Genomic DNA, 26539 nt, shown 5'->3' with positions numbered 1-26539 from the left:
GTGTTTTCGCGTCGGGAACGTCGGGGGGGATGAGTTTGGCGTGCGCCAGCAGCGCCGCTCCGCCTGGGCGGAGCCTCAGGCGGCGGCGATCCTGCGCCAGAAGACCAGCCGCTTGAAATTATAGACGAGGGTGGCCATCCCGATTTTGACTCTGGCGCGCGCGACGCCGATCGTTCGGATGAAAAGGCCCATCCTTTCCTTCTGCCCGGAAAAGACATGCTCGACGCGCGAGCGCACGGTCGATTTCATGGCGTTCGCCCGACGGACGGCGTCGGGCATGGGGCGCCCCTTCGGCTTCTTGCGATGAATGCGGCCGATGAAGCCGAAACCGCGGTCGATCGCGATATGGTTCTGATAGCCGAAGGTCGGGATGGCGACGTCGACCGGGGGCTTCGTTCCATCGGGCCGCGCCTTGGCCTTGCTGAGTCGTCCGTGAACCACTCGGAAGGCTCTGATGTGAGGCGGTTTTTCGGCGCAGCCGACGCAATCGTTTTCGTAAGCTTCGCCTGTGTTTGGGTCGGTTTCCTTGCAAATTGATCGGCGGCGTTGTTGTGATTCTTTCCCGTCCTCGATATCGGCGAGGGAGGCTCGCGACGCGGCCGAAAGAGCGCCGGGACAGCGGACAGAAGGACTTGTTTCGTGCGCGGCTCGATCAGATCGTCGACATGAGCCATCCGCTGGCGAAGCTCGCCCGGACCATCGATTGAGGCTTTTTGGAGGAGAGCTTCGGGGCGGTCTATGCCGATGTTCCGGGGCGCCCGCCGTTGGCCACGCGGCTCATGGCGGGGCTCGCCATCCTCAAGCACATGCACGACCTCTCCGACGAGGCGCTGTGCGACCGCTGGTTGGAAAACCCGTATTTTCAGCTTTTTTGCGGCGAGGAGATCTTCCAGCACAGGCTAACCTTCGACCGCTGGTCATTGACGCGCTGGCGCCAGCGCATGGGCGAGAAGAAGCTCGCGGCGCTGGCGCAGGAGAGCCTTTGCGTCGCAACGCGAACCGGCGCGGCGAAGCCGTTGGACTTCTCCGAGGTCATCGTCGACACCACCGTGCAGGAGAAGGCGGTCGCCTTTCCGACCGACGCCAGGCTGATGCATCGCGCGAGCGAACGACTGGTGCGCCTCGCCGAGAAGCATGGCGTCGTTCTGCGCCAGTCCTACGAGCGCATCGGCAAGCATGCGCTGATCGCCCATCAGCGTTACGCCCACGCCAAGCAGTTCAAGCGCGCGAACAAGGCGCTGCGCAAGATCAGGACTTATCTCGGCCGCGTCGAGCGCGATATCTCGCGCCGGATCAGAGACAGCGAGGCGTTGCGAAACATTTTTCGCCGCCCGCTCTATCTGGCCGACCGCGTGCGCGAGCGGCGCCAGAAGCAGAGGGGCAGGAAGGTCTATAGCCTGCACGCGCCGGAAGTCGAATGAATTGGCAAGGGTAAGGCGCACAAGCCCTATGAGTTCGGCGTCAAAGTGTCGGCGGCGACGACGCTTTTTCGCTCGAATGGCGGCCAGCACGTCACGCATGTGAAGGCCTTGCCCGGCAATCCCTACGACGGCCATACGCTCGCCGTCGTGCTTCCCGAGATGGAGAAGCAGATCGGCGCGAGGATCACGCGCGTCGTCGCCGACCTCGGCTATCGCGACCACAACGCAACGCCGACGCATCTGTTTCGGGCGTTCATCTCGGGGCAACGACGACGCGTGACTGAATCGATCAAACGCGAGTTGAGACGCCGCTCCGCCGTCGAGCCGTTCATCGGCCATCCGAAGGCCGAGCATCGAATGGGCCGAAACCATCTCGCCCATACGCAAGGCGACGCCGCGAACGCCGTCCTCGCCGCCGCCGGCTACAACTTCCGACGACTCCTCGCATGGCTGGCCCTTTTGGACGCTCTCTTGCTCGCCGCGTTGGATGACGCTGATCGGTCAGAAAATCAGTCAATCGCCCCCTGAGCGGCGTTCTTCACGGTCGACTATATCAAGAGGCGACTTGCCGGCAAACTACTACCTGGCCCGATTCTGCCGCCCTGGCTGACAGTGACCCCCCGCTTTCGCTGCTTTCCCTTGCCCTTCTGCGCGCCTTTCGTGTATAAGAAAAAAATTCCATCTCATAAACGATCACGCAAATGGTCGCCGTTGAGAGTGGGGCCCCGCGGGGGACCCGCTCTTTTTTGCTTGGCGACCCCGAAAGGCAGGACGCAAGCTTGACTGAAAACGCCGCCCCCATCGACGCCGCCCTCGACGAGCCCCGTCTCGTCTCCGAGACGGGCGTCGCCGCGCGCGTGGCGCATCTCGCCGAGCCCGTGCTCGCGCAGCTCGGCTTCCGGCTCGTGCGCGTCAGGCTGATGCAGCAGAATGGCCAGATCCTGCAGATCATGGCCGAGCGGCCGGACGGGATCATGACCATCGACGATTGCGAGGCGGCGAGCCAGGCGCTCTCGCCCGAACTCGACGTGGCCGACCTCATATCCGGCGAATACCGGCTCGAGATCTCCTCGCCCGGCGTAGACCGGCCGCTGGTGCGCGTCTCCGATTTCGCCCGCGCCGTTGGCCACGAGGCGCGCGTCGAACTGACGCATCCGCTGGAGTCGGGCCGCAAGCGTTTTCGCGGGATCATCATGGGCGTCGACGGCGCGGGCCGCGCCGCGACCGTCACAATCGAACGCAACGACGCGCGCGCCGACGAGGAAAAGCTCGTTGCGCTGCCGCTCGCAGAGCTGGACGAGGGCAAGCTGATGCTCACCGAAGCGCTCATCCGCGAGTCGCTGCGCGCCGGCAAGCTCCAGCAGACCGCCGGAGAAGAAGAAGCGCAAGAGGAAGAGCGTCCGCGCCGCGGACCGGGGCGTTTCCGCGGCCCGCAGAAAAACAAGGACAGGCCGCTGGTTCCGGCCGGCGTGCAGACCCAGTTCAAGAAGGGCCCGGGGCCCGTGAAGCCCCGCGCCGCCCGCTCCAAGGGAGACTGACCCATGGCCGTCAGCGCCAACCGACTCGAAATTTTGCAGATCGCCGACGCCGTCGCGCGCGAAAAGTCGATCGACCGTTCGATCGTCATCGCCTCGATGGAGGATGCGCTGCAAAAGGCGGCCCGCTCGCGCTATGGGCAGGAGACCGAAGTGCGCGCCGAGATCAATCCGCGCACCGGCGAGGTGCGCTTTTCGAGACTTCTGCTCGTCGTCGACAAGGTGGAGAATGACGCCACGCAGATTTCGATCGAGGATGCTCGTAAACGCAATCCGGCGGCGCAACCCGGCGACTGGATTTCCGAGACGCTGCCGCCCTTCGACTTCGGCCGTATCGCCGCGCAGTCCGCCAAGCAGATCATCGTGCAGAAGGTGCGCGAGGCCGAGCGCGACCGCCAGTACGAGGAATACAAGGACCGCATCGGCGAGATCGTGAACGGCGTCGTCAAGCGCGTCGAATATGGCAACGTCATTATCGATCTTGGCCGCGGCGAGGGCGTCATCCGCCGCGACGAGATGATCCCGCGCGAAATGTTCCGCCCCGGCGACCGCGTGCGCGCCTATGTCTACGACGTGCGCCGCGAGCAGCGCGGGCCGCAAATCTTCCTGTCGCGCACCCATCCGCAATTCATGGCGAAGCTCTTCAAGCAGGAAGTGCCGGAAATCTACGACGGCGTGATCGAGGTGAAGTCGGTCGCCCGCGATCCGGGCTCGCGCGCCAAGATCGCCGTCGTGTCGCGCGACTCGTCGATCGATCCGGTCGGCGCCTGCGTCGGCATGCGCGGCTCGCGCGTTCAGGCCGTCGTGCAGGAATTGCAGGGCGAGCGCATCGACATCATTCCCTGGTCGGCGGACGCCGCGACTTTCATCGTCAACGCGCTGCAGCCGGCGGAAGTCGTGAAGGTGGTGCTGGACGAAGACTCCTCGCGCATCGAAGTCGTGGTGCCGGACGATCAGCTGTCGCTCGCCATCGGCCGCCGCGGCCAGAACGTGCGCCTCGCCTCTCAACTCACGGGCTGGGACATCGACATCCTCACCGAGGCCGAGGAGAGCGAGCGCCGCCAGAGGGAATTCGAAGAGCGCACCCGCATCTTCATGTCGGCGATCGATGTCGACGAGGTCGTGGGCCGCCTGCTCGCCTCCGAAGGTTTCCGCTCCGTCGAGGAGCTCGCCTATGTCGATCTCCCCGAACTCGCCTCGATCGAGGGCTTCGACGAGGAGACCGCGAACGAAATCCAGACCCGCGCACGCAATTATCTCGAGCGGGTGGAGGCCGAGAACGAAGCGCGGCGCAAGGAGCTCGGCGTCTCCGACGAGCTGCGCGAGATCGACGGCATGACCACCGCGATGATGGTCAAGCTCGGCGAGAATGACGTGAAGACGATCGAAGATTTCGCAGGCTGCGTGCCCGACGATCTCGTCGGCTGGACGGAGAAGAAGGACGGCGAGACGACGAAGCATGAGGGCTTCCTCGATGGCGTCGACCTTTCCCGCGAGGAGGCGGAAGCGATGATCATGGCCGCGCGCGTGCGCGCCGGTTGGATCGAGCGCCCCGCGGAGGAGGCCGCCGAGGCGGCCGGGGCGGAGGGCGAATAAGGGCAGTGGCGGCCGTGGCGAAGATAGAGGGCGAATCCGAGCGGACCTGCATCGTCACGCGGCGGCGCGAGCCGCCGGAGGCGATGATCCGTTTCGTGCGCGGACCCGACGGGGTCATTGCGCCGGACATTCGCGCGCGCCTGCCGGGCCGCGGCGTCTGGGTCGGCGCGCGCGCGACGCTCGTCGCCGAGGCGGCGAAAAAACGTCTCTTCGCCAGAAGCCTCAAGGAGCAGGTCGAAACGCCGCCGCAGCTCGCGGAAGACGTCGACCGTCTGCTCGAGGCGGATTGCCTGCAAATGCTGGCGCTCGCCAACAAGGCGGGCGCGGCGACGGCGGGGTTCAACAAGGTTGCGGATCTGCTGGCGAAAGGGGCCGCCGCGATCCTCGTCGAGGCGCGCGACGGCGGCGCGGACGGGAAACGCAAGCTGCGTCAAAGCGCCCGACGCGCCGAAAATGCGCGCGCGCGGGAAAACGATAGCGTTCCGCCGATCATCGGCTTATTTACGTCGAGCCAATTGGATTTGGCTTTAGGGCGCACAAATGTGATACATGCTGCGCTCGCCCCCGGCGGGCCGGGCGCGAGTTTTCTTTCGAGATGCCGCCGGCTGGCGGCCTATCGGGGCGTGACGCTGGACGGCGCGCCCCTCGCGGCGCAGACGATGCGGGATGAACTGCCGGACGCTGGCGGGCGTCCGGGCGAGACTTTGGATGTTATTGGGTCGGAAGCGGCCGAGGATCGGAAGCTGGATGAGTGAGAGCGAGAACAGCGACAAAACCCTGACTGTCGCGCCGTCGAAGACGTTGCATCTTAAGCAGCGGCCGGCCGGGGAGCAGGGCATGGTGCGCCAGAGCTTCTCCCATGGCCGCTCGAAAGTGGTCGTGGTCGAGAAGGTGAAGCGTCGCGCCCCGGGTCATGCCGAGGCGGCTCCAAAGGCCGCTGCGGCCGCCCCCGCCGCGCCGGCGGCGCCTGCGCCTTCCGCCGCGCCGCCCCGCCCGGAGCGCCCGGCGCCCGCGCCGCGTTCCGGCTCTGGCATGGTGCTGCGGTCGCTGACGGAGGAGGAGCGCGAGGCCCGCGCCCGCGCTCTGGTCGACGCCCGCGCCCGCGAGGAAGACGACCGCCGTCGCGCCGAGGCGGAGGCGAAGGCGCGCGCCGAGCGTGAGGAGCGCGAACGCGCCGAACGCGCCGCCGCCGAAGCGCGCAAGCGCGAGGAGGAGGAGCGCCTCGCGCGCGAGGCCGAGTCGAAGCGCAGGGCCGAGGAAGAGGCGCGCCGCCGCCTGCCGCAGGAGCCCGTCTCCGCCGCCGCCCCGTCTCCCGCCGCGCCGCCGCGCCCTGCGGCGCCGGCCCCCCGGTCGTCCGCCCCGGCCCCGGCCGGCCGCGCGCCGGTCCAGGCCGAGCCTGTCAGGCGTCCGCCCGTTCGCACCATTGGCGGCTTCACGCCGCCCGCGCCGCCGCGTCCGGCGCCGTCGCGCGGCGGCGGCATGAAGGAGCGCGTGCGTCTGACAGTCGCCACCGCAACGGCGGGGACGGACGAGGAGCGCACGCGCTCCGTCGCCTCCTTCAAGCGCCGCCAGCAGCGCCTCTTCCGCGGCCAGGTGGAGCAAAAAGAGAAAATTTCGCGCGAGGTCGTGCTGCCTGAAACGATCACGATTCAGGAGCTCGCCAACCGCATGTCGGAACGCGCGGTCGACGTGATCCGCCTGCTGATGAAGCAGGGGGAGATGCACAAGATCAACGACGTCATCGACGCCGACACCGCCCAGCTCGTCGCGGAGGAGATGGGCCACACGGTCAAGCGCGTCGCCGAGTCGGACGTCGAGGAGGGCTTGTTCGACACGCCGGACGTCGAGGGCGACCTTCAGCCGCGTCCCCCGGTCGTCACCATCATGGGCCATGTCGACCATGGCAAGACCTCGCTGCTCGACGCGATCCGCCAAGCGAATGTGGTCGCTGGCGAGGCGGGCGGCATCACGCAGCATATCGGCGCCTATCAGGTGACGTCGCCCGGCGGCCAGCCGATCACTTTCATCGACACGCCCGGCCACGCGGCCTTCACCGCCATGCGCGCCCGCGGCGCCAAGGTGACCGACATCGTCGTGCTCGTCGTCGCGGCCGATGACGGCGTCATGCCGCAGACGGTCGAGGCCATCAATCACGCGCGCGCCGCCGGCGTGCCGTTGATCGTCGCGATCAACAAGATCGACAAGCCCGACGCCAAGCCCGAGCGCGTGCGCACGGAGCTGCTCCAGCACGAGGTGCAGGTCGAAAGCATGGGCGGCGAGACGCTCGAAGTCGAAGTCTCGGCCAAGCAGAAGACCAACCTCGACAAGCTGCTCGACGCGATCTCGCTGCAGGCCGAAGTGCTCGACCTGAAGGCGAACGCCGACCGCGCCGCCGAAGGCACCGTCATCGAGGCGCGCCTCGACAAGGGCCGCGGCCCGGTCGCCACCGTGCTCGTCCAGCGCGGCACGCTCCGCGTCGGCGACATCATCGTTGCGGGCACGCAATGGGGCCGCGTCCGTGCGCTGCTCGACGACAAGGGCGCCACGCGTCAGGAAGCCGGTCCGTCCTTCCCGGTCGAGATCCTCGGCTTCAACGGCACGCCCGAAGCCGGCGACCGCGTCGCAGTGGTCGAGTCGGAAGCGCGCGCCCGCGAGATCACCGAATATCGCGAACGCCTGAAACGCGACAAGCTCGCCGCCCGCGGCGGCTCGGCGCGCGGCTCGCTCTCCGACATGATGAGCCAGCTCAAGACGGCCGGCCGCAAGGAGTTCCCGCTCGTCATCAAGGGAGACGTCCAGGGCTCGGTCGAGGCCATCGCCGCCGCGCTCGAAAAGCTCGGGACGGACGAAGTCGCGGCGCGCATCGTGCACGCGGGCGTCGGCGGCATCTCCGAGTCCGATATCGCCCTGGCGGAAGCCTCCGGCGCCGCGGTCATCGGGTTCAACGTGCGCGCCCACAAGGAAGCGCGCGACGCAGCCGAGCGCTCGGGCGTCGAGATCCGCTACTACAACATCATCTACAATCTCGTGGATGACGTGAAGGCCGCCATGTCCGGCCTGCTCGCGCCGACGTTGCGCGAGACCATGCTGGGCAATGCGCAGATCCTCGAAGTTTTCGACATCTCCAAGGTCGGCAAGGTCGCGGGCTGCCGCGTCACCGACGGCAATGTCGAGCGCGGCGCCAATGTCCGCCTCATCCGCGACAACGTCGTCGTTCACGAGGGCAAGCTCTCGACGCTCAAGCGATTCAAGGACGAGGTCAAGGAGGTCACCGCCGGCCAGGAATGCGGCATGGCTTTTGAGAACTATCAGGACATGCGCGCCGGCGACGTCATTGAGTGCTACCGTGTCGAGGAGATCAAGCGGACGCTGTAAAGGCGGGCGTTAGCCCCCGCTCTGTCCCTCTCCCCCGCTGTCGCGGGAGAGGGGACGCTAACGATCCAGGTTTGCACAAGCCGTCGTGAAGGCCTCGCTCTACTCCCTCTCCCGCGAAGCGGGGAGGGTTGGGGAGGGGCCTGACGTCGTTTTGTTCCGAGGAAGTATGTCCCGATCCCATCATTCCGCCGGCTCCGCGCCGTCGCAGCGCATGTTGCGCGTCGCCGAGCTCGTGCGTCACGCGATGGCGCAGATGCTGTCGCGCGGCGACGTCAGCGACCCCTTGCTGGAAAAGCGCGTCGTCACCGTCTCGCGCGTGAAGATGAGTCCCGATCTAAAGCTCGCGACCGTCTATGTCATGCCGCTTGGCGGCAAGGACGAGCCGGGAGTCATCGCCGCGCTCGATCGTCACAAGAAGTTCCTGCGCGGGGAGATCGCGCATGAGGTGAATCTGAAATTCGCCCCGGAAATCCGTTTCCGCATCGACGACAGTTTCGACGCGGTCTCGCGCATCGACGCGATCCTCAACTCCGAGCGCGTGAAGCGCGATCTCGAAGCGTCGGACGACGACGCCGAAGACAACGCCTGAGACAATATGAGCCAGAGAAGATCCAATCGCGCCGTCGTCGACGGCTGGGTGGTGCTCGACAAGCCGGTGGGGCTCACCTCCACCCAGGCGGTCTCGCGCCTCAAGCGCATCTACAACGCCCAGAAGGCCGGTCATGCCGGCACGCTCGATCCGCTGGCGTCCGGCATTCTCCCGGTCGCCTTCGGCGAGGCGACGAAGACCGTGCCTTTCGTGCAGGACGGCGAGAAGGCCTATCGCTTCACGGTAAAATGGGGCGCGGAGAGCAACACCGACGACTCGGACGGCGAGATCACCTGCACGAGCGAGAAGCGTCCCGAGCGCGCTGAAATCGAGCGCCTCATGCCGCAGTTCATCGGCGACATTTTGCAGACGCCGCCGCAATTTTCCGCGATCAAGATCAGCGGCCAGCGCGCCTATGATCTTGCGCGCGAGGGCGAGGAGGTGGAGCTGAAGGCGCGCGCCGTCACGATCCATTCGCTGACGATCGAGGCCTCTTCGCCGGACGAAACGGTCTTCTACATGGAGTGTGGCAAGGGCGCCTATGTGCGCGCCATCGCCCGCGACCTTGGTCGCCTCATGGGCTGCTACGGCCATGTCACGGCCCTTCGCCGCACGCGGGTCGGGCCCTTTATCGAGGAAGATTCCTACACGCTCGACGAGATCGAGAATCAGAACATGGCGGGCGACGCGCTGCTCTCCGTGGAGGCGGGCCTCACGGAGCTCCCCTGCGTCGTCGTCGACCGCGACACGGCGGCGCGGCTCCGGCGCGGCGGTTCGGTAATCCTGCGCGGCCGCGACGCGCCCCACGGCGGCGTCGTTTATGCGGCCTGCGGCGGCGTGCCGGTCGCTTTCGGCGAGGTGGTCGAAGGCGCGCTGGAGCCCTCCCGCGTGTTCAATCTGCCGTTCTGACTCTTTTGAAATCGTCTTCTATCATGGCGGGGCGCCAGCGATTCGCGCCCGCAGCCGCTTCCTCGCCATGAACCGACCGCCCAAAATCCTCGTTTTCGACTCCGGCCTCGGCGGTCTCACCGTATTTTCCGAGCTCATCAAGGCGCGGCCGGGCGCGTGCTACGTCTATTGCGCCGACGACGCGGGCTTTCCCTACGGCAACTGGAAAGAGCCCGATCTCGTCGACCGCGTCATGCAGGTGATGGAGAAGCTCATCGCCGAACATGCGCCGGACTTGATCGTCATCGCCTGCAATACGGCCTCGACCATCGTGCTTCCCTATCTGCGCGTGCATTGGCCGCAGATTCCCTTTGTCGGCACGGTGCCGGCGATCAAGCCCGCGGCGGAGCGTTCGCGCTCGCATCTCATCTCCGTCCTCGGCACGCCGGGAACGGTCGCGCGCGATTATACGCAAAACCTCATCGCGCAATTCGCCGCGCATTGCCGCGTGACGCTCGTCGGCTCCGCGAGCCTGGCGAAGCTCGCGGAAGCGCAGATGCATGGAAGAGGCGTCTGCGACGAGGACATCGCCGCCGAAATCGCCCCATGCTTCCGGGAGGAAAACGGCGCCCGCACCGACGCCGTCGTGCTCGCCTGCACGCATTATCCGCTGCTCGTCGAGGATTTTCGTCGCCTCGCGCCCTGGCCGGTCGACTGGATCGACCCGGCGCCGGCCATTGCCCGGCGCGCGGATCATCTGCTGCGTGAACGTGGGAGCGAGGAGGCGTTCAAGGGCAAGGGAGAGGCGCGCGCGGTCTTCACCAGCGGCGCAAAGCCCGACGCGCAACTGCGCGCGACTCTCGCGCGTTACGGGCTGGTCTCCGGCTGACGCGGGCGATCCTCTTCCCATGCGCCGGCGCGGCAAACCCGCGGGCTCCTCACCGGCCGGGCCGGTCCGTCAGCGTTTCGAGAAAGGCGACAAGCGCGTCTATGTCCTTTTCAGAAAGGCGCGGTTTCTGGCCTTCCTTTCGATCGTAGGGGACTTCGTCCGTATTGACGTTCTTGCGGTCGCCGGCCGGCAGGTCGTCGAATTTCTGCGCCTTGCCGGCTTGATCCTTCGGATACCAGCGCGAGGGATCCGTGTCCCGCGTGGCGTAAAAGGCGACCACGTCGCGCAGCTTCGCGAAGACGCCATTGTGGAGGTAGGGCCCGGTCACGGCGACGTTGCGCAGCGTCGGCACCTTGAAGGCGCCGCAAACGCTTTGAATGTCGAAACCGGCCGGCGCGATCCTGTCGAGGCCAGGGCGTTTGCACAGACCGAGATCCGGCGTCTGCGCGGTCGCGACGATGGCGGGGTTCTTCGGCGCGCCCAAGGCGTCGTAGGTGAAGTCCGTGAAGAGCCAGTCCTGCGGATCGCGCGACCCTTCCTTGCCGGCGTGGCAGGCGATGCAATTGCCCTTTTTCGGATCCTTGAAGAGCGCGAAACCTTTCTGTTCGAGCGCGGTCAGTTGCGCCATGCCGCGAAGATAGTCGTCGAATTTCGACGCGAAGGGATGGAACCGCGCGCTCGATTCATAGGCGACGACCGCCTGCGCAAGCTTCACGAAGGCCGCGTCTGGATCGTCGAAAATCTTGTCGCCGTAAACTTCCTTCGCGAGCGCGGCGTAGGCGCCGTCGCGGATCGCCTCCACCGCGAAGCGCTTGGAGGGCGCGTTCATTTCGAGCGGATCGAGCAGCGGTCCCTCGAATTGCGCGAGAAGATCGCTGGCCCGCCCGTCGAGAAACTGGCCGCCGGCGGGGATTTTCTCGACCTTGCCGGTTTCCTCGTCCCTGTCGTCGATGAAGCCGAAGGGCGGCGCGAAGGAGGCGTACATGATCGTCGGCGTGTTACGCTTGCCGAGCGAATCCGGCTTGGAGCCGCGCGCGACCGCGGGGACGGGCGAGCCGTTCGCGCCCTGAAAGGCGGTCGCCGCGTCGTGGCAGGAGGCGCAGGAAACGCCCGCGGGGCGCGACAGGGACCTGTCTTCGAAAATCCGCTTGCCCAGACGTTCGACCGGCGTGAGCGCCGCGTCGCCGGTTTCCGTTCGCGGCGCGTCGTGCGCCATCGCCTCGACGGCGGCGAGAAAGAGGAGGGAGCTTGCCGCGAGGCGCAACGCCCCGCGCAGTGAAGTCGTCTTGTCGGGCATCGCCGCCGGCTTCCAGAAAGTCAGCGCCGCGCGCTGCTTCCTGAAATTAGGGAGCGCCGGCCGCGCGCGTCAATTTGGCTTCTTTACATTCGTTCCAGGGAGGCGGGCGCGCATTGACGCAGGCGAGGCGTGGGCCGCGACCGCGACATAGGCGAAGAACCGCCACAATTTGCTGCTTCCCTCCGCCCCGGGCCAAGCCGGTTTTTCGCCGGCGACGCGGCTTTGCGCATCAGTCGCCCGTCGCTCGCCGCGACGGCCGACGTCAGGTCAGCGAGCGAGCATGAGCCAGAAAGGCGACGACAAGGAACTGATGGCCGCTTTCGCGGAGTTCAAGGAACTCCTGCAGCGAGACGCCGGCGCGCCCTCCGCGGCGCCGGAAGTCAGCCTCGCGCCTGAAGTGAGCGTCGCGCCTGAGGAGCCCGCCGCGCCGATCCCGCGCGTCGCCGAAACCGCCGCGCCGCCGCTCGCCGGTTTTCAGGGGGCCGATTTGGGCCGCGCAACCTTCGCCGCTCCGTCCGCGGACGACTCGCTCCGCCTGCCGGACCCGCCCGCGCGGGACGGGCGCCGCAAACTGATTTACGCGTCGGTCGCGATCGTCGTCGCCGGCCTCGCAGGTCTGGCCTATACGCTTTCGACCTGGCAGGGGCCTGGGGAGGGGCCCGCCATCGCGGACGTCTCGGCGGAGCCTGAACCGGACGCCGCCGCGCCCGCGACCGACGCGGCCGCCGCGGAAGAGCCTCCGGGAGAGGCCGCGCCAGTCGACGCCGCCGCGCCGCCCGCCGAGAAGGTCGACGCGCCGCCTCCGGCCGAGGAATCCTCTGCGGCCGCCGACGCGCCGGCCGCTGCGTCCGCGCCGCCGCCCGTCGCCGCAGTGACGCCGTCGCCCGCCGCCCCGGTCGCCGCCACGCCGGCCCCTGCGCCGCTTCCGGCCGCCCGGAACATGACGCCTGCGGCCAAGCCCGCAGCGCCGGCGACGGCCGCCCTTCAACCGCCTGCGAGCCATTTCATGGCGCCGCCGCCGCCGTCCGCCGAATCGCCCGCCGTCGAGCCGGCGAAACCGGAGCCCAGGCCGGCCGCTCCAGCCAAGGCCGCCAAGGCCAAGCAGAAGCCGGCGCAGAGCGCCGCCAAGCCGCGTCCCGCGAAACCCGCGCATGGCCCGTCGCCCGCCGCCAGTCCCGCGCCCGCCGCCGAGGCGGCCGCCGAACCGTCGCCCGCGCCCGTTTCCGCCCCGCCGCCTCCGCCGCAAAGCGACGGCGCCTTCGGATTCGTCAAGCGCACGGTCAATTCGGTTGGATCGACGCTGACCAACATCGGACGCAGCGTCATTCCCTGACGGCCCCGCCGTTTGCAAATTGGGCCGCCCCGTCGCAAGCTGTTTGCGGCGGGGCGTTTTCTTTTCGAGAAAAAGCCCCGCCACTCTGGTTACACCCGGGAGCGGGGAGCGACCCGGCGGGAGAGACGATTATGGGCAAACCTACCCAGGCCGACGCAGAAGCGGCCGTGCGCGTTCTCATCGAATGGGCGGGAGACGATCCGAATCGCGAAGGCTTGATCGACACGCCCTCGCGCGTGGCGCGGTCCTATCGCGAGCTGTTCTCCGGCTATGACGTCGATCCGCGCGACTATCTCAAGCGCACTTTCGAGGAAGTCGGCGGCTATGACGAGCTGGTGGTGCTCAAGAACATTCGCGTCGTGAGCTTCTGCGAGCACCACATGCTTCCCGTCACCGGCCGCGCCCATGTCGGCTATCTGCCCAACAATCGCGTCGTCGGCATTTCAAAGCTCGCGCGCGTCGTCCACGGCTTCGCGCGGCGCCTCCAGATTCAGGAAAAGCTGACGGCCGAAATCGCGGAGGCGATTCAGGACATTCTGGAGCCGCAGGGCGTCGGCGTCGTCATCGAGGCGGAGCACAATTGCATGACGCTGCGCGGCGTCAACACGCTCGGCTCCACGCTGACGACGAGCAGACTGCTCGGCGTGATCCGCGACGATCCGCGCACGCGCGAGGAATTTCTCGGGATGGTGCGCAACGTCTGACGGGCGTCAACCAAACAGCCACGCGGCGAAGAGGGTGAGAACCGTCAGGCCGAGAAGCAGCCGATGGTCCGAGCGCCGACGCGTGTCGGCCATGGCGTCGATCGCCTGCGGGGAGAGATCGACGCCCTGATCCGCCATCTTCGAAATGCGCTCGATTGCGCGTTCGGCGTCGGCGAGCGTCTTCGGCAGATGCGTCGCGAGGCGCGCAAGTTCCGCGACGCTGCGGCCTGCATCCTCGAGCTTCGCCTTCGGCCCGAGATTTTCCTCGATCCAGCCGCGCACGACGGGATCGCAGGTTTTCCAGATGTCGAGCTTGGGATCGAGCGTGCGCGCGACGCCCTCCGCCACCACCATGGTCTTTTGCAGGAGCACCAGCTCGGTGCGCGTGCGCATGTCGAAAAGCGCCGTCACCTCGAAGAGCAGCGTCAGCAGACGCGCCATGGAAATGTCGGAAGCGTTGATCGTGTGCAGCGGCTCGCCGATCGCGCGCAGCGCCTGACTGAACTCCTCGATCGAGTGCGTGGCCGGCACATAACCGGCCTCGAAATGCACTTCCGCCACGCGCCGGTAGTCGCGCGTGATGAATCCGTAGAGGATTTCGGCGAGGAAGCGGCGCTCGTTCTTCCCCAGCCGCCCCATGATGCCGAAGTCGATGGCGACAAGCCGTCCCTGCCTGTCGACGAAAAGATTGCCTTGATGCATGTCGGCATGGAAGAAGCCGTCGCGCATCGCGTGGCGCAGGAAGGATTGCAGCACATGAGCGCCGAGCGCCTTGAGGTCATGCCCTTCCGCCGCGACGCGCGCGAGGTCGGAGAGCGGCGCGCCGTCGATCCATTCCAGCGTCAAGACCTCGCGCGCCGTCCGGTCCCAGTCGACATGGGGCGCGCGAATGTCGGGGTCTTTCGCGACGTTCTCGGCGAATTCGGAAGCCGCGGCGGCCTCGAGGCGGAAGTCGGTCTCGAGCTTCACCGTGCGCGCGAGCGTGTCCACGACCTCGACGAGGCGCAGACGCCGGCCTTCCGACGACCAGCGCTCCGCGACACGCGCGACGAGATACATGTCGCGCAGATCGCGCGCGAACTGACCCTCGACGCCGGGGCGCAGCACCTTCACGGCGACCTTGCGCTCCCGGCCCTCGTAAAGCGCGGTCGCCATATGCACCTGCGCCACGGAGGCGGCGGCGACGGGTTCTCCGAAGCTCGTGTAAATCTCGCCGATTTTCTTGCCTAGCGATTTTTCGACGATTTCGATCGCTTTCGCGCGGCCGAAGGGCGCCATGCGATCCTGAAGCGCGGTCAGCGCATCGGCGATTTCGCCGCCCACCACGTCGGGGCGGGTGGCGAGAAACTGGCCGAGCTTCACATAGGATGGGCCGATCTGCGACAGCGCGCGCACCAGCGCCGCGCCGGCGTTCTCGCCCTTGCCCCGGGCGAAGAGATTGGCGAACCGCACCAGCGGCGCGGCGGCGGGGGGCAGAAGATTGGGATCGAGGGTCGTGAAGACGCCCTCGCGCGCCAGAATATAGCCGGCGCGCGCCAGTCGCAGAAAATTGCCGGTTTGCAGAAGCACGAAACCCGCCGTCGTTAGAGCGCTTTCCGCCGAAGTGGAAACCGGTTCGGCGCCAGAGCGCGCGTCGAAAGAAAAAGCTGCAGTCCCGATCCGGGCGGATCGGAAAAGGCTCTAGAGCTTCCAGCCCGAATGGATCGCGACGACGCCGCCCGTGAGGCGCTCGTAGCCGGTGCGCCGGAATCCCGCCTTACGGATCATGCGCTCGAAATCGTCGGCGGCCGGGAATTTGCGGATCGATTCGACGAGGTAGCGATAGGGCGCGCCATCGCCGGCCACGATCTTGCCGACGACCGGAATCACGTTGAAGGAATAGGCCTCGTAGATCTTGTCGAGGCCGGGCACGTTCACCTGCGAGAATTCGAGGCACAGGAAACGCCCGCCGGGCTTCAGAACGCGGTAGGCCTCCTCCAGCGCCGTCTGGATGCGCGGCACGTTGCGGATGCCGAAGGCGATCGTATAGGCGTCGAAGTGATTGTCCGGAAAGGGCAGGGACTCGGCGTTGGCCTGCACGAATTCGAGCTTCTCGTCGATGCCCTTCTCGCGGGCGCGGTCTCGGCCCACTTCCAGCATGTCGCCGTTGATGTCGAGGATGACGATCTTTGCGTCGGGCGCGGACTGTTTCGCGATCCGGAAGGCGACGTCGCCCGTGCCGCCCGCGACGTCGAGATGGCGGAAGTCCTTGCGGTTGCGCGCGTTGACCTTTGCGGCGAACGTGTCTTTCCACAGCCGGTGGAGCCCGCCGGACATCAGATCGTTCATCACGTCGTAGCGGCGGGCGACCTTGTGGAAAACATCGTCCACGAGATGCTGCTTCTCGGACAGCGGCACCTCGGAATAGCCGAAATGGGTCGAGCCCTCTCGGTCGGAACGGGAATCGGTCATTTAACGCTCGTTTGACGTTGGAAAGACGGGGAGGGTATAACCTCTCGATGGCGGGATGGCTATGGGCGCGCGCCGCCGGGACGCTGGCGGCGGGGACAGCGCCGCGTTATGGCGCCCCGGTCCAGTCCCATGGCGCATTTCCCTCATGACGGCAATCTCCACGTCCCTTCGTCGCATCGGCCGCTTTTCGCGCTTCCGCCCTCCTGCGAGGGATGGGCGCGCTTCAGCGGGCGCCGCCCTTGTCCTCGCCCTCGGACTCGCCGCCCCAGCGCCGGCGCAGGAAACGCCGCAGGACATCATCGCCGCGCATGTGCGCCTGCAGGGCTACAAATGCGACGCGCCGAAAAGCGCGACGCGCGATCCGCAACTGTCCAGGCCGGGCGCGGCGGTATGGACGATTGTTTGCGAGGATGCGCGTTACCGGGTCCGTCTCGCGCCGCACATGGCCGACGTCGTGGAGCCATTTTGAACGCGGGACAGCATGAGTTCCCCGCGCTCGCCGCCCTCCGCAAGGCGCTTCCCGCGGCCTTTCCTCAACTATTTCACCGATTCGAACTGTTGCAGGGCGAATTCCGCCTGCTCGGTCGCCTTGGCGATGCGCTTGTCGTAGCTCGTGCCCTTGGCGAGCTTGACCGCCTTGCGCAAAAATTTGATGCCCTTGCGGATCGGCTCCACGGGCGTCTGCCACACAGCGCTGCGCGCATAGTCGATGGCGTCTTCGGCGTGTTCGACGAAAGAGCCCGCCTGCAACTGCTTGCCGGCCGCGATGGCTTCCTTGGTCTCCTCGATGGCCTGATCGAGATAATTGGGTTCCGCCAGCGCCGGGCCGGAAAGCGCCCCGAGGACGAGACCAATGCCGACGGCCAGAATTGTCAAGAAACGCGACGCCATGTTTCGTCCTCCCCGGTTGTTCGAACCCAAATCCGCTCCCATGTTGCGCATTTTTGCGCCGGCCTCAACTGTCGCCCTGCGCCGCTCGCGGCCCTGTTTCGTTCCTTGCGCGCGCGGCGGGCCTTGTTAAGCTGGCGCAATCCGGCGGGCGCAGGGCGCGGGAGGCGGCGCGATCATGAAGATTTTCGTTCTCACCGGCGCGGGCGTTTCCGCTGAAAGCGGGCTCGGGACGTTTCGCGACAAGTCCGGCTCGGGTCTGTGGGCGCGCTTCGATCCGATGAAGCTCACGACGCCGGAAGCTTTCGCGCGCGACCCCGCCGCCGTGCAGGCGTTCTATAATTTCCGTCGTCGCAACCTCCTCTCCTCGCAGCCCAACGCCGCGCATGTCGCGCTGGCGCGGCTGCAAAAGGAGCTGTCCGCGCGGGGCGCCGGGCTGGCGCTCGTGACGCAAAACATCGACGATCTGCACGAGCGCGGCGGCGCCTCCCGCGTCCTTCACATGCACGGAGAATTGCTCAAGGCGCGCTGCGACGCCTGCGGATTTTTGCGCGGCCAGCGCGACGATCTCGGCCTCGACGAGCCATGTCCCGCTTGCGGCAGGATCGGCGCGCTGCGGCCGCATGTCGTCTGGTTCGGCGAGACGCCGCTGTTCATGGACGAGATTTACGAGGCGCTCTCGGCGGCGGATTTGTTCGTCGCCATCGGCACGTCCGGCTCGGTCTATCCCGCGGCGGGCTTCGTGTCCGAGGCGCGCCGGCGCGGAGCGCGAACCTGCGAGATCAATCTCGAGCCTTCCGACAACGCCCAGGCCTTCGACGACAGACGCTACGGCGCCGCGAGCGCCGTCGTGCCGGCCTGGGTCGAGGACGTGTTGAGCGCGGCCTGACCGGTTTAGAGAAACGCCCAGCGCGCGAAGGTCGCCGCCTGGCCGGCGGGACGTCCCGCCGCGTCCGTCACGTTCCAGATCGTGACGTTAGAAATGCGGAAACGCCGGCCCGTCGCGCTGATGCGGACGCCTTCGTAGCCGCTCACATAGCCGTCGCGCGCGACCTGTTCGAGCAGGCGTTCCCGCGCCTCGCGCAACATCGGCTCCGCCGTGAGGCGCGAGGGCGTGGCGACAAGTTGCGCGGCGCTCATCTCCCACAGGGCCATCGCGACGCGATTGCCGTAGTTGAGAATCGGGTCGTCTTCGGGCCCGTGCGAAACGACGACGAAGGGAGCGGCGAGCAGGCGTTCGGCGTCGATCATCTTGTCCGGGTCTCTCGTCAGCAATTCCCGGCCCGTTCGATCGCGATAGGAGTCGAGCAGCAACGCCGAATGGTCGATCCAGCGCGCCCGGAGGTCGGATGGAAGTTCTGCGCCGAAAGTCGACATTGCGCCACGAACCGTGTTTGGCGCGCGCTCAGGTTTCAGGCGACGCCTCATGCGCCTTTAGCACTTCGTTCGTCGCCGCGTCGACCTCCTCGAGCGCGACTTCGTAACCCCAGAGCGTTGCGAGATGGCGCAAGACGAGGGCGGCGTCCTCGGGGTCGAGCAGGCGCCCGCGAAAGACCTGGTGGCGGAGAACGAGACGGCGGCTGCCGGAGAGATCGACGTCGACGACCTGAATGTCCGGCGTGACGCGGCCGATGTCATAGTCGGAGGCGAGACTGCGCCGCAAATCCCGGTAGCCGCGCTCGTCATGGATCGACGCGACCTTGAGCTGCGGGGCGTCCGTTTCGTCGACGACGTGGAAGAGCCGCCATTTCCGCATCAGATGCGGACTGAGGAATTGCGCGATGAAACTGTCGTCGCGGTAATTGGCCCAGATGTCGCGCAGCGCGGCCATCTCGTCCCCTTGCCCGGCGATATCGGGAAACCAGGCGCGGTCTTCCGCGGTGGGATTTTTGACGATGCGTTCGATGTCGCGCATCATCTCGAAGCCCAAAGCGTAAGGGTTGATCCCGCCATAGTCCGGATCATGCGCCGTCGGCTGCCGGACGACATTGGTGTGGGATTGCAGAAATTCAAGGAAGTCGCCGTCGCTGATCCGCCTCTTTTCATGCAGCGCGGTCATGATGCGGTAATGGCAATAGGTCGCGCAGCCTTCGTTCATGACCTTCGTTTGCTGCTGCGGGTAGAAATATTGCCCGATGAGCCGAACGATGCGCAACGCCTCGCGCTGCCAGGGCAGCAGTTTGGGCGCGGCCTTTTCGAGAAAATAGAGGATGTTTTCCTGCGGCAGACGCAGCAGGGCGCGCTGGCGGTCGACGGCCTTTCGCGCCGATCCGCGCGCGCGCGGAACGGTTCGCCACAAATCGTCGTAAAGTTTCTCCTGCTGCTCCATGCGCTCTCGCTCGCGCCGCTCCTCCTCCAGAAGGCTCGCCGGCCTTCTGCGCGGATAGCGATCGACGCCCTGCGGCGCCAGGGCGTGCGCGGCGTCGAGCAACCGCTCGACCGCCGCCTCGCCATAGCGCTCCTCGCAGGCGGCGATATAGGTCTTCGCATAGGCGAGATAATCGAGAATGCCGGACGGATCGGTCCATTGGCGGAACTGGTAATTGTTCTTGAAAAAATGGTTGTGCCCGAAAGCGGCGTGGGCGATCACCAGCGTCTGCATCGTCGCCGAATTCTTCTCCATCACATAGCTGATGCAGGGATCGGAATTGATGACGATCTCATAGGCCAGACTCTGCAGGCCCATCCGGTAGACGCTTTCATATTGCGCGAAGCGTTTGCCGAAAGACCAGTGCCGGTAGAGCAGCGGCAGGCCGGTCGAGGAATAGGCGTCGAGCATCTGCTCGGCGGTGATGACTTCTATCTGGTTGGGAAAAATGTCGAGGCCGAGGTCGTCCCGGGCGATAGCGTCGATGGCGTCGTGAATGCGCTGAAGCGTCTCGAAGCTCCAGTCCTTTCCCTCATAGAGCAGCGCGTCCGTCATGTCGGCGCCTCCACGGAGCCCTCGCGCCGGCGCTGGAACAGTTCGCGGAACACCGGGAAAATCTGGTCGCGTCTCGATACGCGCCGCATCTGGAATTTCGGCCCGCCCTCCACCGCGGCGTAAGCGTTCCACAGCGAGGTTCCGCCGAAGCGCGCAAGACCCGCGGATTCGTTCGGATCCGCGACTTCGAGATAGGCGAAATACTGGCAGAGCGGGAGGATTTCTCCCTTCAGCAGCGCGCGCGCGCGTTCGTTGTCGCTGAACATATTGTCGCCGTCCGACGCCTGCGCGCCGTAGATGTTCCAGCTCGCCGGATTATAGCGCTCGCCGATGATGCGGGCCATTTCCACGAGCGCGGAAGACACAGTCGTGCCGCCAGTTTCGGTCGAGCGGAAGAAGGTCTCCTCGTCGACTTCGCGCGCCTCGTCCGTGTGGCGGATGAAGACGATCTCGACGCGCTGGTAGCGGCGCGTGAGGAAGACGTGCAGCAGCATGAAGAAACGCTTGGCGAGGTCCTTCATGTGCTCCGTCATCGAGCCGGAGACGTCCATCAGGCAGAACATCACCGCCTGCGCCACCGGCTTGGGAAAGCGCTCAAAGCGCCGGTATCGCAAATCGGCGGGATCGAGATAGGGGATGCGCGCGCGACGCGCTCGCGTGTCTTTCAGTTCTTCCGCGAAGACCGCCGAATCCGCAGCAGTCGCGGCGTCTGCCGCCTCCGCTTCGAGACGCTCCATCACGCGCCGGGGCGGGCGGCGCATCGCGATCCTGCGCGCGAGAGAGAGCTGCATCGTTCGGCCGAGCGCGAGATTGGCGGGCGTGCCGCTCTTGGCGAATCCCGCGCGCCGCGACCCGAGCTTCTGCGTGTCGACGAGACCGCGTTTGATGAAGTCCGGCAGTTCGAGATCGTCGAGGAAGATGCTCAGGAACTCCTCGCGGGTGAGCACGAATTTGAATGCATCCTCCTGCCCGCCGCCGCGTCCGGGCTCGGTTCCGCCGCCTCCGGCGCCGCCCGGCGGACGGTCGATCAGATCGCCTTCCACATAGGTGCGGTTTCCCGGAAGAACGTAGTCGCGGCGATCGCCGGGCGTGTGGCGGAACAGAGGTTCCTTCGCGCCGCCGATCGGGACGGAAACCTCGTGCGATTGCTCCAGTTCTTCTATGGCCCGCTCGCGGCTCGCCTCGCGCACGGCGCGCTCGACCGTCTCCCGGACGCGGCGAAGGAAGCGCTGACGGTTCGGAAAGCTCTTGCCACCGGGATTGAGCCGGCGATCGACGATGCGCATGTGAGTTCGTTCGCTCCTCTCGCGCGAATGCGTTCGACGCGTCAGCCTGCCTGCTTCACGCGCATGTACCACTCGACCAGCCGGCGCACCTGCCGTTCAGTGTAGCCGCGCGCGACCATGCGGGCGACGAACTCCGAGTGCTTGTGCTCGGTCTCGGTGTCCTTCTTCGTTCCGAAACTAATGACCGGCAGTAGATCCTCCACTTGCGAGAACATGCGCTTCTCGATCACGTCGCGAATTTTCTCGTAGCTCGCCCAGGACGGGTTACGCCCCTTGTTGGCGGCGCGCCAACGCAGCGCGAATTTCACGACCTCGTTGCGGAAGTCCTTCGGGTTCGCGATGCCGGCGGGCTTCTCGATCTTGGTCAGCTCCTGATTCAGCAGATCGCGATCGAGCAGCTGACCCGTATCCGGATCCTTGTAGTCCTGATCCTCGATCCAAGCGTCGGCGTAGTCGATATAGCGGTCGAAAAGATTTTGTCCGTAATCCTGATAGGACTCGAGATAGGCTTTCTGGATCTCCTTGCCGATGAATTCCGCATAGCGCGGCGCGAGATCGGACTTGATGAAGCCAAGGTAGCGCTTCTCGGTCTCGGCGGGAAGCTGCTCGCGGCGCAACGCCTGTTCCAGAACATACATCAGATGCACGGGGTCGGCGGCGACCTCGACCGTGTCGTAATTGAAGGTCGCGGCGAGCACTTTGAATGCGAAGCGGGTCGAAAGTCCCGTCATGCCCTCGTCGACGCCGGCGGCTTCGCGATATTCGAGCACGCTGCGCGCGCGCGGATCGACCTCGCGCAGGCTCTCGCCGTCATAGACGCGCATCTTCGAAAAGAGGGTCGAATTCTCATGCGGCGCGAGGCGCGTCAGGACGATGAAACGCGCCAGCATTTCGAGCGTATTGGGCGCGCAGCTCGCTTCCGCCAATTCGGACTCGCGCAGGAGCTTCTCGTATATCCGCTGTTCCTCCGTCACTCGCAGGCAATAGGGAACCTTGATGACATAAATCCGGTCGATGAAAGCTTCATTGTTGCGGTTCGACTTGAAGCTCTGCCATTCGGCCTCGTTCGAATGCGCGAGGACGACGCCCGAGAAGGGGATCGCGCCGATATTTTCGGTGCCGATGTAATTGCCCTCCTGCGTCGCCGTGAGCAGCGGGTGCAGCATCTTGATCGGCGCCTTGAACATCTCGACGAATTCGAGAAGCCCCTGATTCGCGCGGTTCAGGCCGCCCGAATAATTATAGGCGTCGGGGTCGGCCTGCGCATGCGCCTCGAGTTTACGGATGTCGACCTTGCCGACGAGCGAGGAAATGTCCTGATTGTTTTCGTCGCCGGGCTCGGTCTTGGCGATGGCGATCTGGCGAAGGCGCGAGGGCGAGAGCTTCGCGACGGTGAAGCGCGTGATGTCGCCCTTGAATTCGTCGAGCCGCTTGAGCGCCCAGGGGCTCATTATGGCGCCGAGCCGGCGGCGCGGGATTCCGTAGCGCTGTTCGAGAAGCGGGCCGGCTTCGGCGGGGTCGAACAGGCAGAGCGGGCTCTCGAAGACCGGGCTGAGTTCGTCGCCCGCCTTGAGAACATAAATGGGATTGATCTCCATCAGCGCCTTCAGGCGCTCGGCCAGGGAGGATTTCCCGCCGCCGACCGGCCCCAGCAGGTAAAGAATCTGCTTGCGCTCCTCGAGTCCCTGCGCCGCATGGCGAAAATAGCTGACGATTCGCTCGATCGTCTCTTCCATGCCGTAGAATTCGGCGAAGGCCGGATAGACGCGGATGGTCCGGTTCATGAAGATCCGGCCGAGGCGTGGATCTTTCGACGTATCGACGAGCTCCGGCTCGCCGATGGCGTCGAGAATGCGCTCGGCGGCGCTGGCGTAGGCCTTTGAGTTTTCCTTGCACAGGTCGAGATAGGCTTCGAGCGACATTTCAGCCGCCTGCCGTTCCCGGTAAAAGTTTACGATTTCAGCGAAAACGTCGGCATTCGCCATCGCGCTGGCCTCTCTTCATGAACGCCGCATCGACCTTTGCGCGTTCTGACAGGAGGTACCTGAGCAAGATGCGAACCAATTTCAATATCGGGCGGAACGGGACAAAGGGACGCGCCGCGAAATTCGCCGCGCGGCCGCCCGTCGGTCCAACGCTCAGGCGCGGGCGAAGGTCATCAGGCGATGCCAGGTTTGCGGCGCCGTTGCGGGCAGCGCCGTCAACCCCGCCGCTTCCGCCTGCGCGCGCAACACGGACGCCGGCTCGGGCAGATCATTGTTCACGAGGTGGTCGCAGATCGCGTCCTGCTCACTCCGCTCGAGCGCGGTCATAGAGCGGCGAAGCCAGTCGCAATAGGCCGTATGATAGGCGCCGAGGCTCTGGCCCTCTTCGCGCACGACGTCGGCGAGCAGGAGCATGCCGCCCGGCGCAAGTTTTTGCGCCGCAAGGCGGAAGAATTCCGCCTTTCGGTCGGTTGGGAGGTGGTGCAGCGCAAAGCTGACGTAGATCGCGTCGACCGGCTCGACCGCGGCGAGTTCGCGCATGAGGTCGGTCTGCGTGAGCGTCACCGGGCAGGCGAGGCGTGAGAGGTTTTTCGCCGCGAGCGCGAGTGCGGCCTCCGAAAGATCGGCGCCCCTGTAGCTCTTCGGCGCGAAGTCTTCGAGGATCGGCGCAAAGGTCGCGGCGTCGCCGCAGCCGAGGTCGAGGACGGAAAAGGGATGGTCGCCGAACCGCGCGCGCAACGCCGCCTTCACCGCCTCGCCGATCTCGCGATGGAACATGTAATTGGCGGCGACGACCTTGGCGTAAGTGTCCCAAACGTGGAAAAAGCGGACGGCGGCGGGTTCGTTCATCGAGAAAGGCTCCGTATTAGGGGGCTTTTCGCCGGGAGAGGCGATCCGCCGACACCCTTAATCGTAGCGCAGCCGGCGGCCAATGTCGCACAGGCGGGTCCGCCGCGGCCAAACGGCGTTCCCGGCGCCGGCGGGGCTCACCGCCCCGGCAGCCGGGCGCGCAGGGAGTCGTAGAGCGGCGGGTTGCGCAGCTGCGTCGGAACCAGCATGGCGGTAAAACAGGCGGCAAGCATCGGCAGGAGCAGCGTCGCGTCGCCGATCAATTCCGTGACGAGGACGAGGCCCGTGAGCGGCGCGCGCACGACGCCAGCGAAAAGCGCCGCCATGCCCACGGCCGCGAATGCCTGCGGGTGAATGGGAAGAAACGGAAAGAGCAGGCCGCAGAAGGCGCCGAAGAGAAGGCCCGCCTGGGCGCCGAGCGTCAGAAGCGGCGCAAACAGGCCGCCCGGCGTCCCTGCGGAATAGCTGAGGGCGCCAAACCCGAATCTCAGAGACAAGAGGAAAGGAAGGAAAAAGAGATCCTGCGAACCAAGAAGGGCGCTCTGGGTTAGCCCGTCGCCGCCGCCGACCGCCGCGGGCGCGAACCAGGCGAGCGCGCCTGTCGCGGCCCCGATCAGGCCGGCGCGCGCCTCGACCGGGAGAAAACGCAGACGATCCGCCGCAGCCAGGGCGGCGAGGACGGCCTTGTTGTAGGCCACGGCGAGCGCTCCGGCGGCCGCGCCGAGGACGAAGAAGAGGGGGCCGACGGCGGCGGCGGGCGGCGCGAACGCGGGCAGGCGAAAATCCGGCTCGTCGCCGAGCATCAGATGCGCAACGGCGATCGCGGCGGAGGAGGCCGCCAGCGCGGCGATCGCGATCCGGCGCTCGAAACGCTGGACAAGCTCCTCGAGCACGAAAACGGCTCCGGCCATCGGCGCGTTGAAAGAGGCGGCGAGGCCCGCGCCCGCGCCCGCCGCCAGCAAGACGCGGCAATCGGGCCAGCCGCGCCGGAAGGCCCCGCCGAAGAGATGCCCGAGGACCGCCCCCATCTGCACGCTCGGGCCTTCACGGCCGAGGGCGAGCCCCGATCCGATCGCCAGGACCCCGCCGACGAATTTCACCGGCAGCAGGATGAAGGGAGCCGGCGACGCCGCGCCGTGCAGAACGGCTTCGACGTGCGGAATGCCGCTCCCCGAAGCATGGGGCGAAAATCGCCGCACCAGCCAGGCGGCGGCGAGCGCCGCGAGCGCGCAGCCCGAAACGAGGAGGACGAAACCCGTTGCGGAATGGCCGTGCGCCCAGCCGATCGCCGAAGCGCGCAAGCCATCGGCGCGCTGGAGCGCGAGCCGGAAAAGCGCGCAGACGAGCCCTGCCGCTCCGCCGACCGCGAGGGCGAGAAGCGCGAGAACCGTCAATCCGCCTTCGGCCGCGGTCGGCTCCATCGCGCGCGCCTGGGGAACTTGGGGGTTGAAATTCATCCAGCGGACTCGGTCGGCGGAAGCGCCTCTTCTGATCGGGCGGAGACGACGACGGCATAGCATGGCTCTGGCCGAAATGACGAACGGGCCGCGCCGGCGATCTGGACAGGAGGGGCGGGTCTCTTCATAGCGGTTGAGGAAAACCGCGCCAGCAGGGACGACACATGCCGATGCGACCAGTTCGACGCCTCTCCGTTCTCCTCTCGGCTCTTTTGATGGCGATCGTTTCCGCGCGCGCCGAGCCGGCTGCGTCGGTCGTGACGGTGACCACGACCGCGCGCGATTACGGCGGCGGGCGCATCTACCTTCCGGTCCGTTTCGGGAATGTGATGGGAACGATGCGCCTCGACACCGGCGCCTCAACCAGCCGGATCGCGCTCGCCCCATGGAACCGGGATCTGCCGAGCGTCGGCCGCAGCCTGTCGACGGGCGCGTCCGGCGCCGCGACGCTTTGCGAGGACGTCCTGGCAAGGAATGTGGCGATCAAGGCCACGCTGGGGAACGATATCGCCCGCGCGACATATGAGGTCTCGCGCTGCGCGGCGAGCGACGGCGACGACCTCCTTGGACTGGATTTCTTCAAGGGCGCGCGCTTCGCGCTGGACATCGAGCGCCGTCAGATGACTTTCTTTGGCGATCCGCCCGCGCCCGGCCGCGCGAGGCCGTTTCAGCCTCTCGGCCCGGAGCGCAAGCTCGTCGGTATCGATCTGCGCCTCGGCGGCGTCGCGGTGAGCGGACTCTTCGACACGGGCGCCGAGATTTGCGCCGTCGACCGAAGGTTCGTGGAGAAACACAAAAATCTGTTCGCGCCGGTCAAAAGAAGACACGAGGCGAGCGAGGCTGGCGGCCGGCGTTTTCCGTCGAGCGTCTACAAGATCAAGACGCTCGATCTCGGTGAGGGGCGCGTCCTGCGCGACGTTTATGCGCTTGTTTACGACTTTGGCGTCCTCAGAGACGCGCTGGGCCCCCGCGCGCCGCTGATCCTCGGTTACAATTTCCTCAGCCGTTTCGACTGGAATCTGGATTTCCGTTCGGCCGACGCCCCGACATGGGACGCCCGACCGAAGTAAATC

The 26539-nt window shown here is 66.3% G+C and carries 22 protein-coding genes and 2 pseudogenes; 13 read left to right on the top strand and 11 right to left on the bottom strand.

The window, feature by feature from the left end:
• Window positions 1–75: 75 nt before the first annotated feature.
• Window positions 76–429 (bottom strand): annotated as a pseudogene (locus tag ACV959_RS15775) (IS5/IS1182 family transposase); the annotation flags it as partial.
• 125 nt (window positions 430–554) lie between these two features.
• Between ACV959_RS15775 and ACV959_RS15770 the strand changes: the two are divergent.
• The 8 genes and pseudogenes from ACV959_RS15770 to murI all read left to right on the top strand — a co-directional run bounded on the left by ACV959_RS15770 (window position 555) and on the right by murI (window position 10293).
• Window positions 555–1949: pseudogene (locus ACV959_RS15770) on the top strand (IS5 family transposase).
• Window positions 1950–2200: 251 nt separating this feature from the next.
• The gene (gene rimP / locus ACV959_RS15765; protein WP_475737509.1) at window positions 2201–2959 is read left to right on the top strand and encodes a ribosome maturation factor RimP; all 759 of its coding nucleotides are present in this window, start codon (window positions 2201–2203) and stop codon (window positions 2957–2959) included.
• Window positions 2960–2962: 3 nt separating this feature from the next.
• On the top strand, window positions 2963–4552 hold the full coding sequence (gene nusA / locus ACV959_RS15760; protein WP_475737508.1) for a transcription termination factor NusA: 1590 nt from the start codon (window positions 2963–2965) through the stop codon (window positions 4550–4552).
• A gap of 5 nt (window positions 4553–4557) precedes the next feature.
• On the top strand, window positions 4558–5307 hold the full coding sequence (locus ACV959_RS15755) for an RNA-binding protein (RefSeq protein WP_475737507.1): 750 nt from the start codon (window positions 4558–4560) through the stop codon (window positions 5305–5307).
• Window positions 5300–7927 (top strand): translation initiation factor IF-2, encoded by a 2628-nt coding sequence (gene infB, locus ACV959_RS15750; RefSeq protein ID WP_475737506.1) that lies wholly within the window; start codon window positions 5300–5302, stop codon window positions 7925–7927. The genes ACV959_RS15755 and infB overlap by 8 nt, the downstream gene beginning before the upstream one ends.
• Window positions 7928–8093: 166 nt before the next feature.
• Window positions 8094–8516: a 30S ribosome-binding factor RbfA gene (gene rbfA, locus ACV959_RS15745; RefSeq protein WP_475737505.1), complete on the top strand. Its 423-nt coding sequence runs from the start codon at window positions 8094–8096 to the stop codon at window positions 8514–8516.
• 6 nt (window positions 8517–8522) lie between these two features.
• The gene (gene truB, locus ACV959_RS15740; RefSeq protein WP_475737504.1) at window positions 8523–9425 is read left to right on the top strand and encodes a tRNA pseudouridine(55) synthase TruB; all 903 of its coding nucleotides are present in this window, start codon (window positions 8523–8525) and stop codon (window positions 9423–9425) included.
• 67 nt (window positions 9426–9492) lie between these two features.
• Complete coding sequence (gene murI / locus ACV959_RS15735) at window positions 9493–10293, top strand: glutamate racemase (protein ID WP_475737503.1); 801 nt, start codon at window positions 9493–9495, stop codon at window positions 10291–10293.
• A 49-nt stretch (window positions 10294–10342) separates the two neighbouring features.
• Here murI and ACV959_RS15730 read toward each other — a convergent pair whose 3' ends face one another.
• The gene (locus tag ACV959_RS15730) at window positions 10343–11590 is read right to left on the bottom strand and encodes a cytochrome-c peroxidase (protein ID WP_475737502.1); all 1248 of its coding nucleotides are present in this window, start codon (window positions 11588–11590) and stop codon (window positions 10343–10345) included.
• Between the two features lie 280 nt (window positions 11591–11870).
• Between ACV959_RS15730 and ACV959_RS15725 the strand changes: the two genes are divergently transcribed.
• Both ACV959_RS15725 and folE read left to right on the top strand, forming a co-directional pair.
• Window positions 11871–12923 carry a hypothetical protein gene (locus tag ACV959_RS15725; RefSeq protein WP_475737501.1) on the top strand — a complete coding sequence of 351 codons (1053 nt, stop codon included), beginning with the start codon at window positions 11871–11873 and terminating at the stop codon, window positions 12921–12923.
• A gap of 131 nt (window positions 12924–13054) precedes the next feature.
• Entirely contained in the window at window positions 13055–13627 is a 573-nt protein-coding gene (gene folE, locus ACV959_RS15720; protein ID WP_475737500.1) for a GTP cyclohydrolase I FolE, read from the top strand.
• Between the two features lie 6 nt (window positions 13628–13633).
• On the opposite strand, the gene ubiB is transcribed toward folE, so the two are convergent.
• Window positions 13634–15196, bottom strand: a complete 1563-nt coding sequence (gene ubiB, locus ACV959_RS15715; protein WP_475737499.1) for a 2-polyprenylphenol 6-hydroxylase — start codon at window positions 15194–15196, stop codon at window positions 13634–13636.
• 111 nt (window positions 15197–15307) lie between these two features.
• Window positions 15308–16078, bottom strand: coding sequence for a bifunctional demethylmenaquinone methyltransferase/2-methoxy-6-polyprenyl-1,4-benzoquinol methylase UbiE (ubiE, locus tag ACV959_RS15710; protein WP_475737498.1), 771 nt, complete (start codon window positions 16076–16078; stop codon window positions 15308–15310).
• A gap of 145 nt (window positions 16079–16223) precedes the next feature.
• Between ubiE and ACV959_RS15705 the strand changes: the two genes are divergently transcribed.
• A complete protein-coding gene (locus ACV959_RS15705) occupies window positions 16224–16547 on the top strand; it encodes a hypothetical protein (RefSeq protein ID WP_475737497.1) in 324 nt (107 codons plus the stop codon).
• Between the two features lie 68 nt (window positions 16548–16615).
• Here the strand turns inward: ACV959_RS15705 and smbP are convergent, their stop codons facing one another.
• Window positions 16616–16969: a small metal-binding protein SmbP gene (smbP, locus tag ACV959_RS15700; RefSeq protein ID WP_475737496.1), complete on the bottom strand. Its 354-nt coding sequence runs from the start codon at window positions 16967–16969 to the stop codon at window positions 16616–16618.
• 175 nt (window positions 16970–17144) lie between these two features.
• Between smbP and ACV959_RS15695 the strand changes: the two genes are divergently transcribed.
• Window positions 17145–17855 (top strand): NAD-dependent deacylase, encoded by a 711-nt coding sequence (locus ACV959_RS15695; protein ID WP_475737495.1) that lies wholly within the window; start codon window positions 17145–17147, stop codon window positions 17853–17855.
• Window positions 17856–17860: 5 nt separating this feature from the next.
• Here the strand turns inward: ACV959_RS15695 and ACV959_RS15690 are convergent, their stop codons facing one another.
• The 6 genes from ACV959_RS15690 to ACV959_RS15665 all read right to left on the bottom strand — a co-directional run bounded on the left by ACV959_RS15690 (window position 17861) and on the right by ACV959_RS15665 (window position 25466).
• Entirely contained in the window at window positions 17861–18343 is a 483-nt protein-coding gene (locus ACV959_RS15690) for an MEKHLA domain-containing protein (protein WP_475737494.1), read from the bottom strand.
• 28 nt (window positions 18344–18371) lie between these two features.
• Window positions 18372–19889, bottom strand: coding sequence for a SpoVR family protein (locus ACV959_RS15685; RefSeq protein WP_475737493.1), 1518 nt, complete (start codon window positions 19887–19889; stop codon window positions 18372–18374).
• Complete coding sequence (locus ACV959_RS15680) at window positions 19886–21175, bottom strand: YeaH/YhbH family protein (RefSeq protein WP_475737492.1); 1290 nt, start codon at window positions 21173–21175, stop codon at window positions 19886–19888. Before ACV959_RS15680 ends, ACV959_RS15685 begins: the two co-directional genes overlap by 4 nt.
• Before the next feature lie 41 nt (window positions 21176–21216).
• A complete protein-coding gene (locus ACV959_RS15675) occupies window positions 21217–23160 on the bottom strand; it encodes a PrkA family serine protein kinase (RefSeq protein ID WP_475737491.1) in 1944 nt (647 codons plus the stop codon).
• A 153-nt stretch (window positions 23161–23313) separates the two neighbouring features.
• Window positions 23314–24009: a class I SAM-dependent methyltransferase gene (locus ACV959_RS15670; RefSeq protein ID WP_475737490.1), complete on the bottom strand. Its 696-nt coding sequence runs from the start codon at window positions 24007–24009 to the stop codon at window positions 23314–23316.
• A gap of 137 nt (window positions 24010–24146) precedes the next feature.
• Complete coding sequence (locus ACV959_RS15665; protein WP_475737489.1) at window positions 24147–25466, bottom strand: chloride channel protein; 1320 nt, start codon at window positions 25464–25466, stop codon at window positions 24147–24149.
• Between the two features lie 164 nt (window positions 25467–25630).
• Here ACV959_RS15665 and ACV959_RS15660 point away from each other — a divergent pair, with 164 nt between their 5' ends.
• Window positions 25631–26536 (top strand): aspartyl protease family protein, encoded by a 906-nt coding sequence (locus ACV959_RS15660; RefSeq protein ID WP_475737488.1) that lies wholly within the window; start codon window positions 25631–25633, stop codon window positions 26534–26536.
• Window positions 26537–26539: the final 3 nt, after the last annotated feature.

Source organism: Methylocystis sp. Se48, assembly GCF_056269425.1.
The sequence above is the reverse complement of the archived record's forward strand: the minus strand, read 5'-3'. Positions and strand labels throughout refer to the sequence as shown.

What these genes read in the sequence shown, in the direction of transcription:
- ACV959_RS15675 (WP_475737491.1), bottom strand. Translation starts at nt 23,160, where the DNA reads ATGGCGAATGCCGACGTTTTCGCTGAAATCGTAAACTTTTACCGGGAA.
- murI (WP_475737503.1), top strand. Translation starts at nt 9,493, where the DNA reads ATGAACCGACCGCCCAAAATCCTCGTTTTCGACTCCGGCCTCGGCGGT.
- ACV959_RS15680 (WP_475737492.1), bottom strand. Translation starts at nt 21,175, where the DNA reads ATGCGCATCGTCGATCGCCGGCTCAATCCCGGTGGCAAGAGCTTTCCG.
- ACV959_RS15660 (WP_475737488.1), top strand. Translation starts at nt 25,631, where the DNA reads ATGCCGATGCGACCAGTTCGACGCCTCTCCGTTCTCCTCTCGGCTCTT.
- ACV959_RS15685 (WP_475737493.1), bottom strand. Translation starts at nt 19,889, where the DNA reads ATGACGGACGCGCTGCTCTATGAGGGAAAGGACTGGAGCTTCGAGACG.
- ACV959_RS15725 (WP_475737501.1), top strand. Translation starts at nt 11,871, where the DNA reads ATGAGCCAGAAAGGCGACGACAAGGAACTGATGGCCGCTTTCGCGGAG.
- smbP (WP_475737496.1), bottom strand. Translation starts at nt 16,969, where the DNA reads ATGGCGTCGCGTTTCTTGACAATTCTGGCCGTCGGCATTGGTCTCGTC.
- ACV959_RS15670 (WP_475737490.1), bottom strand. Translation starts at nt 24,009, where the DNA reads ATGAACGAACCCGCCGCCGTCCGCTTTTTCCACGTTTGGGACACTTAC.
- ACV959_RS15695 (WP_475737495.1), top strand. Translation starts at nt 17,145, where the DNA reads ATGAAGATTTTCGTTCTCACCGGCGCGGGCGTTTCCGCTGAAAGCGGG.
- ubiE (WP_475737498.1), bottom strand. Translation starts at nt 16,078, where the DNA reads ATGACCGATTCCCGTTCCGACCGAGAGGGCTCGACCCATTTCGGCTAT.
- truB (WP_475737504.1), top strand. Translation starts at nt 8,523, where the DNA reads ATGAGCCAGAGAAGATCCAATCGCGCCGTCGTCGACGGCTGGGTGGTG.
- ACV959_RS15730 (WP_475737502.1), bottom strand. Translation starts at nt 11,590, where the DNA reads ATGCCCGACAAGACGACTTCACTGCGCGGGGCGTTGCGCCTCGCGGCA.
- ACV959_RS15705 (WP_475737497.1), top strand. Translation starts at nt 16,224, where the DNA reads ATGACGGCAATCTCCACGTCCCTTCGTCGCATCGGCCGCTTTTCGCGC.
- rbfA (WP_475737505.1), top strand. Translation starts at nt 8,094, where the DNA reads ATGTCCCGATCCCATCATTCCGCCGGCTCCGCGCCGTCGCAGCGCATG.
- nusA (WP_475737508.1), top strand. Translation starts at nt 2,963, where the DNA reads ATGGCCGTCAGCGCCAACCGACTCGAAATTTTGCAGATCGCCGACGCC.
- ACV959_RS15690 (WP_475737494.1), bottom strand. Translation starts at nt 18,343, where the DNA reads ATGTCGACTTTCGGCGCAGAACTTCCATCCGACCTCCGGGCGCGCTGG.
- ACV959_RS15665 (WP_475737489.1), bottom strand. Translation starts at nt 25,466, where the DNA reads ATGAATTTCAACCCCCAAGTTCCCCAGGCGCGCGCGATGGAGCCGACC.
- infB (WP_475737506.1), top strand. Translation starts at nt 5,300, where the DNA reads ATGAGTGAGAGCGAGAACAGCGACAAAACCCTGACTGTCGCGCCGTCG.
- folE (WP_475737500.1), top strand. Translation starts at nt 13,055, where the DNA reads ATGGGCAAACCTACCCAGGCCGACGCAGAAGCGGCCGTGCGCGTTCTC.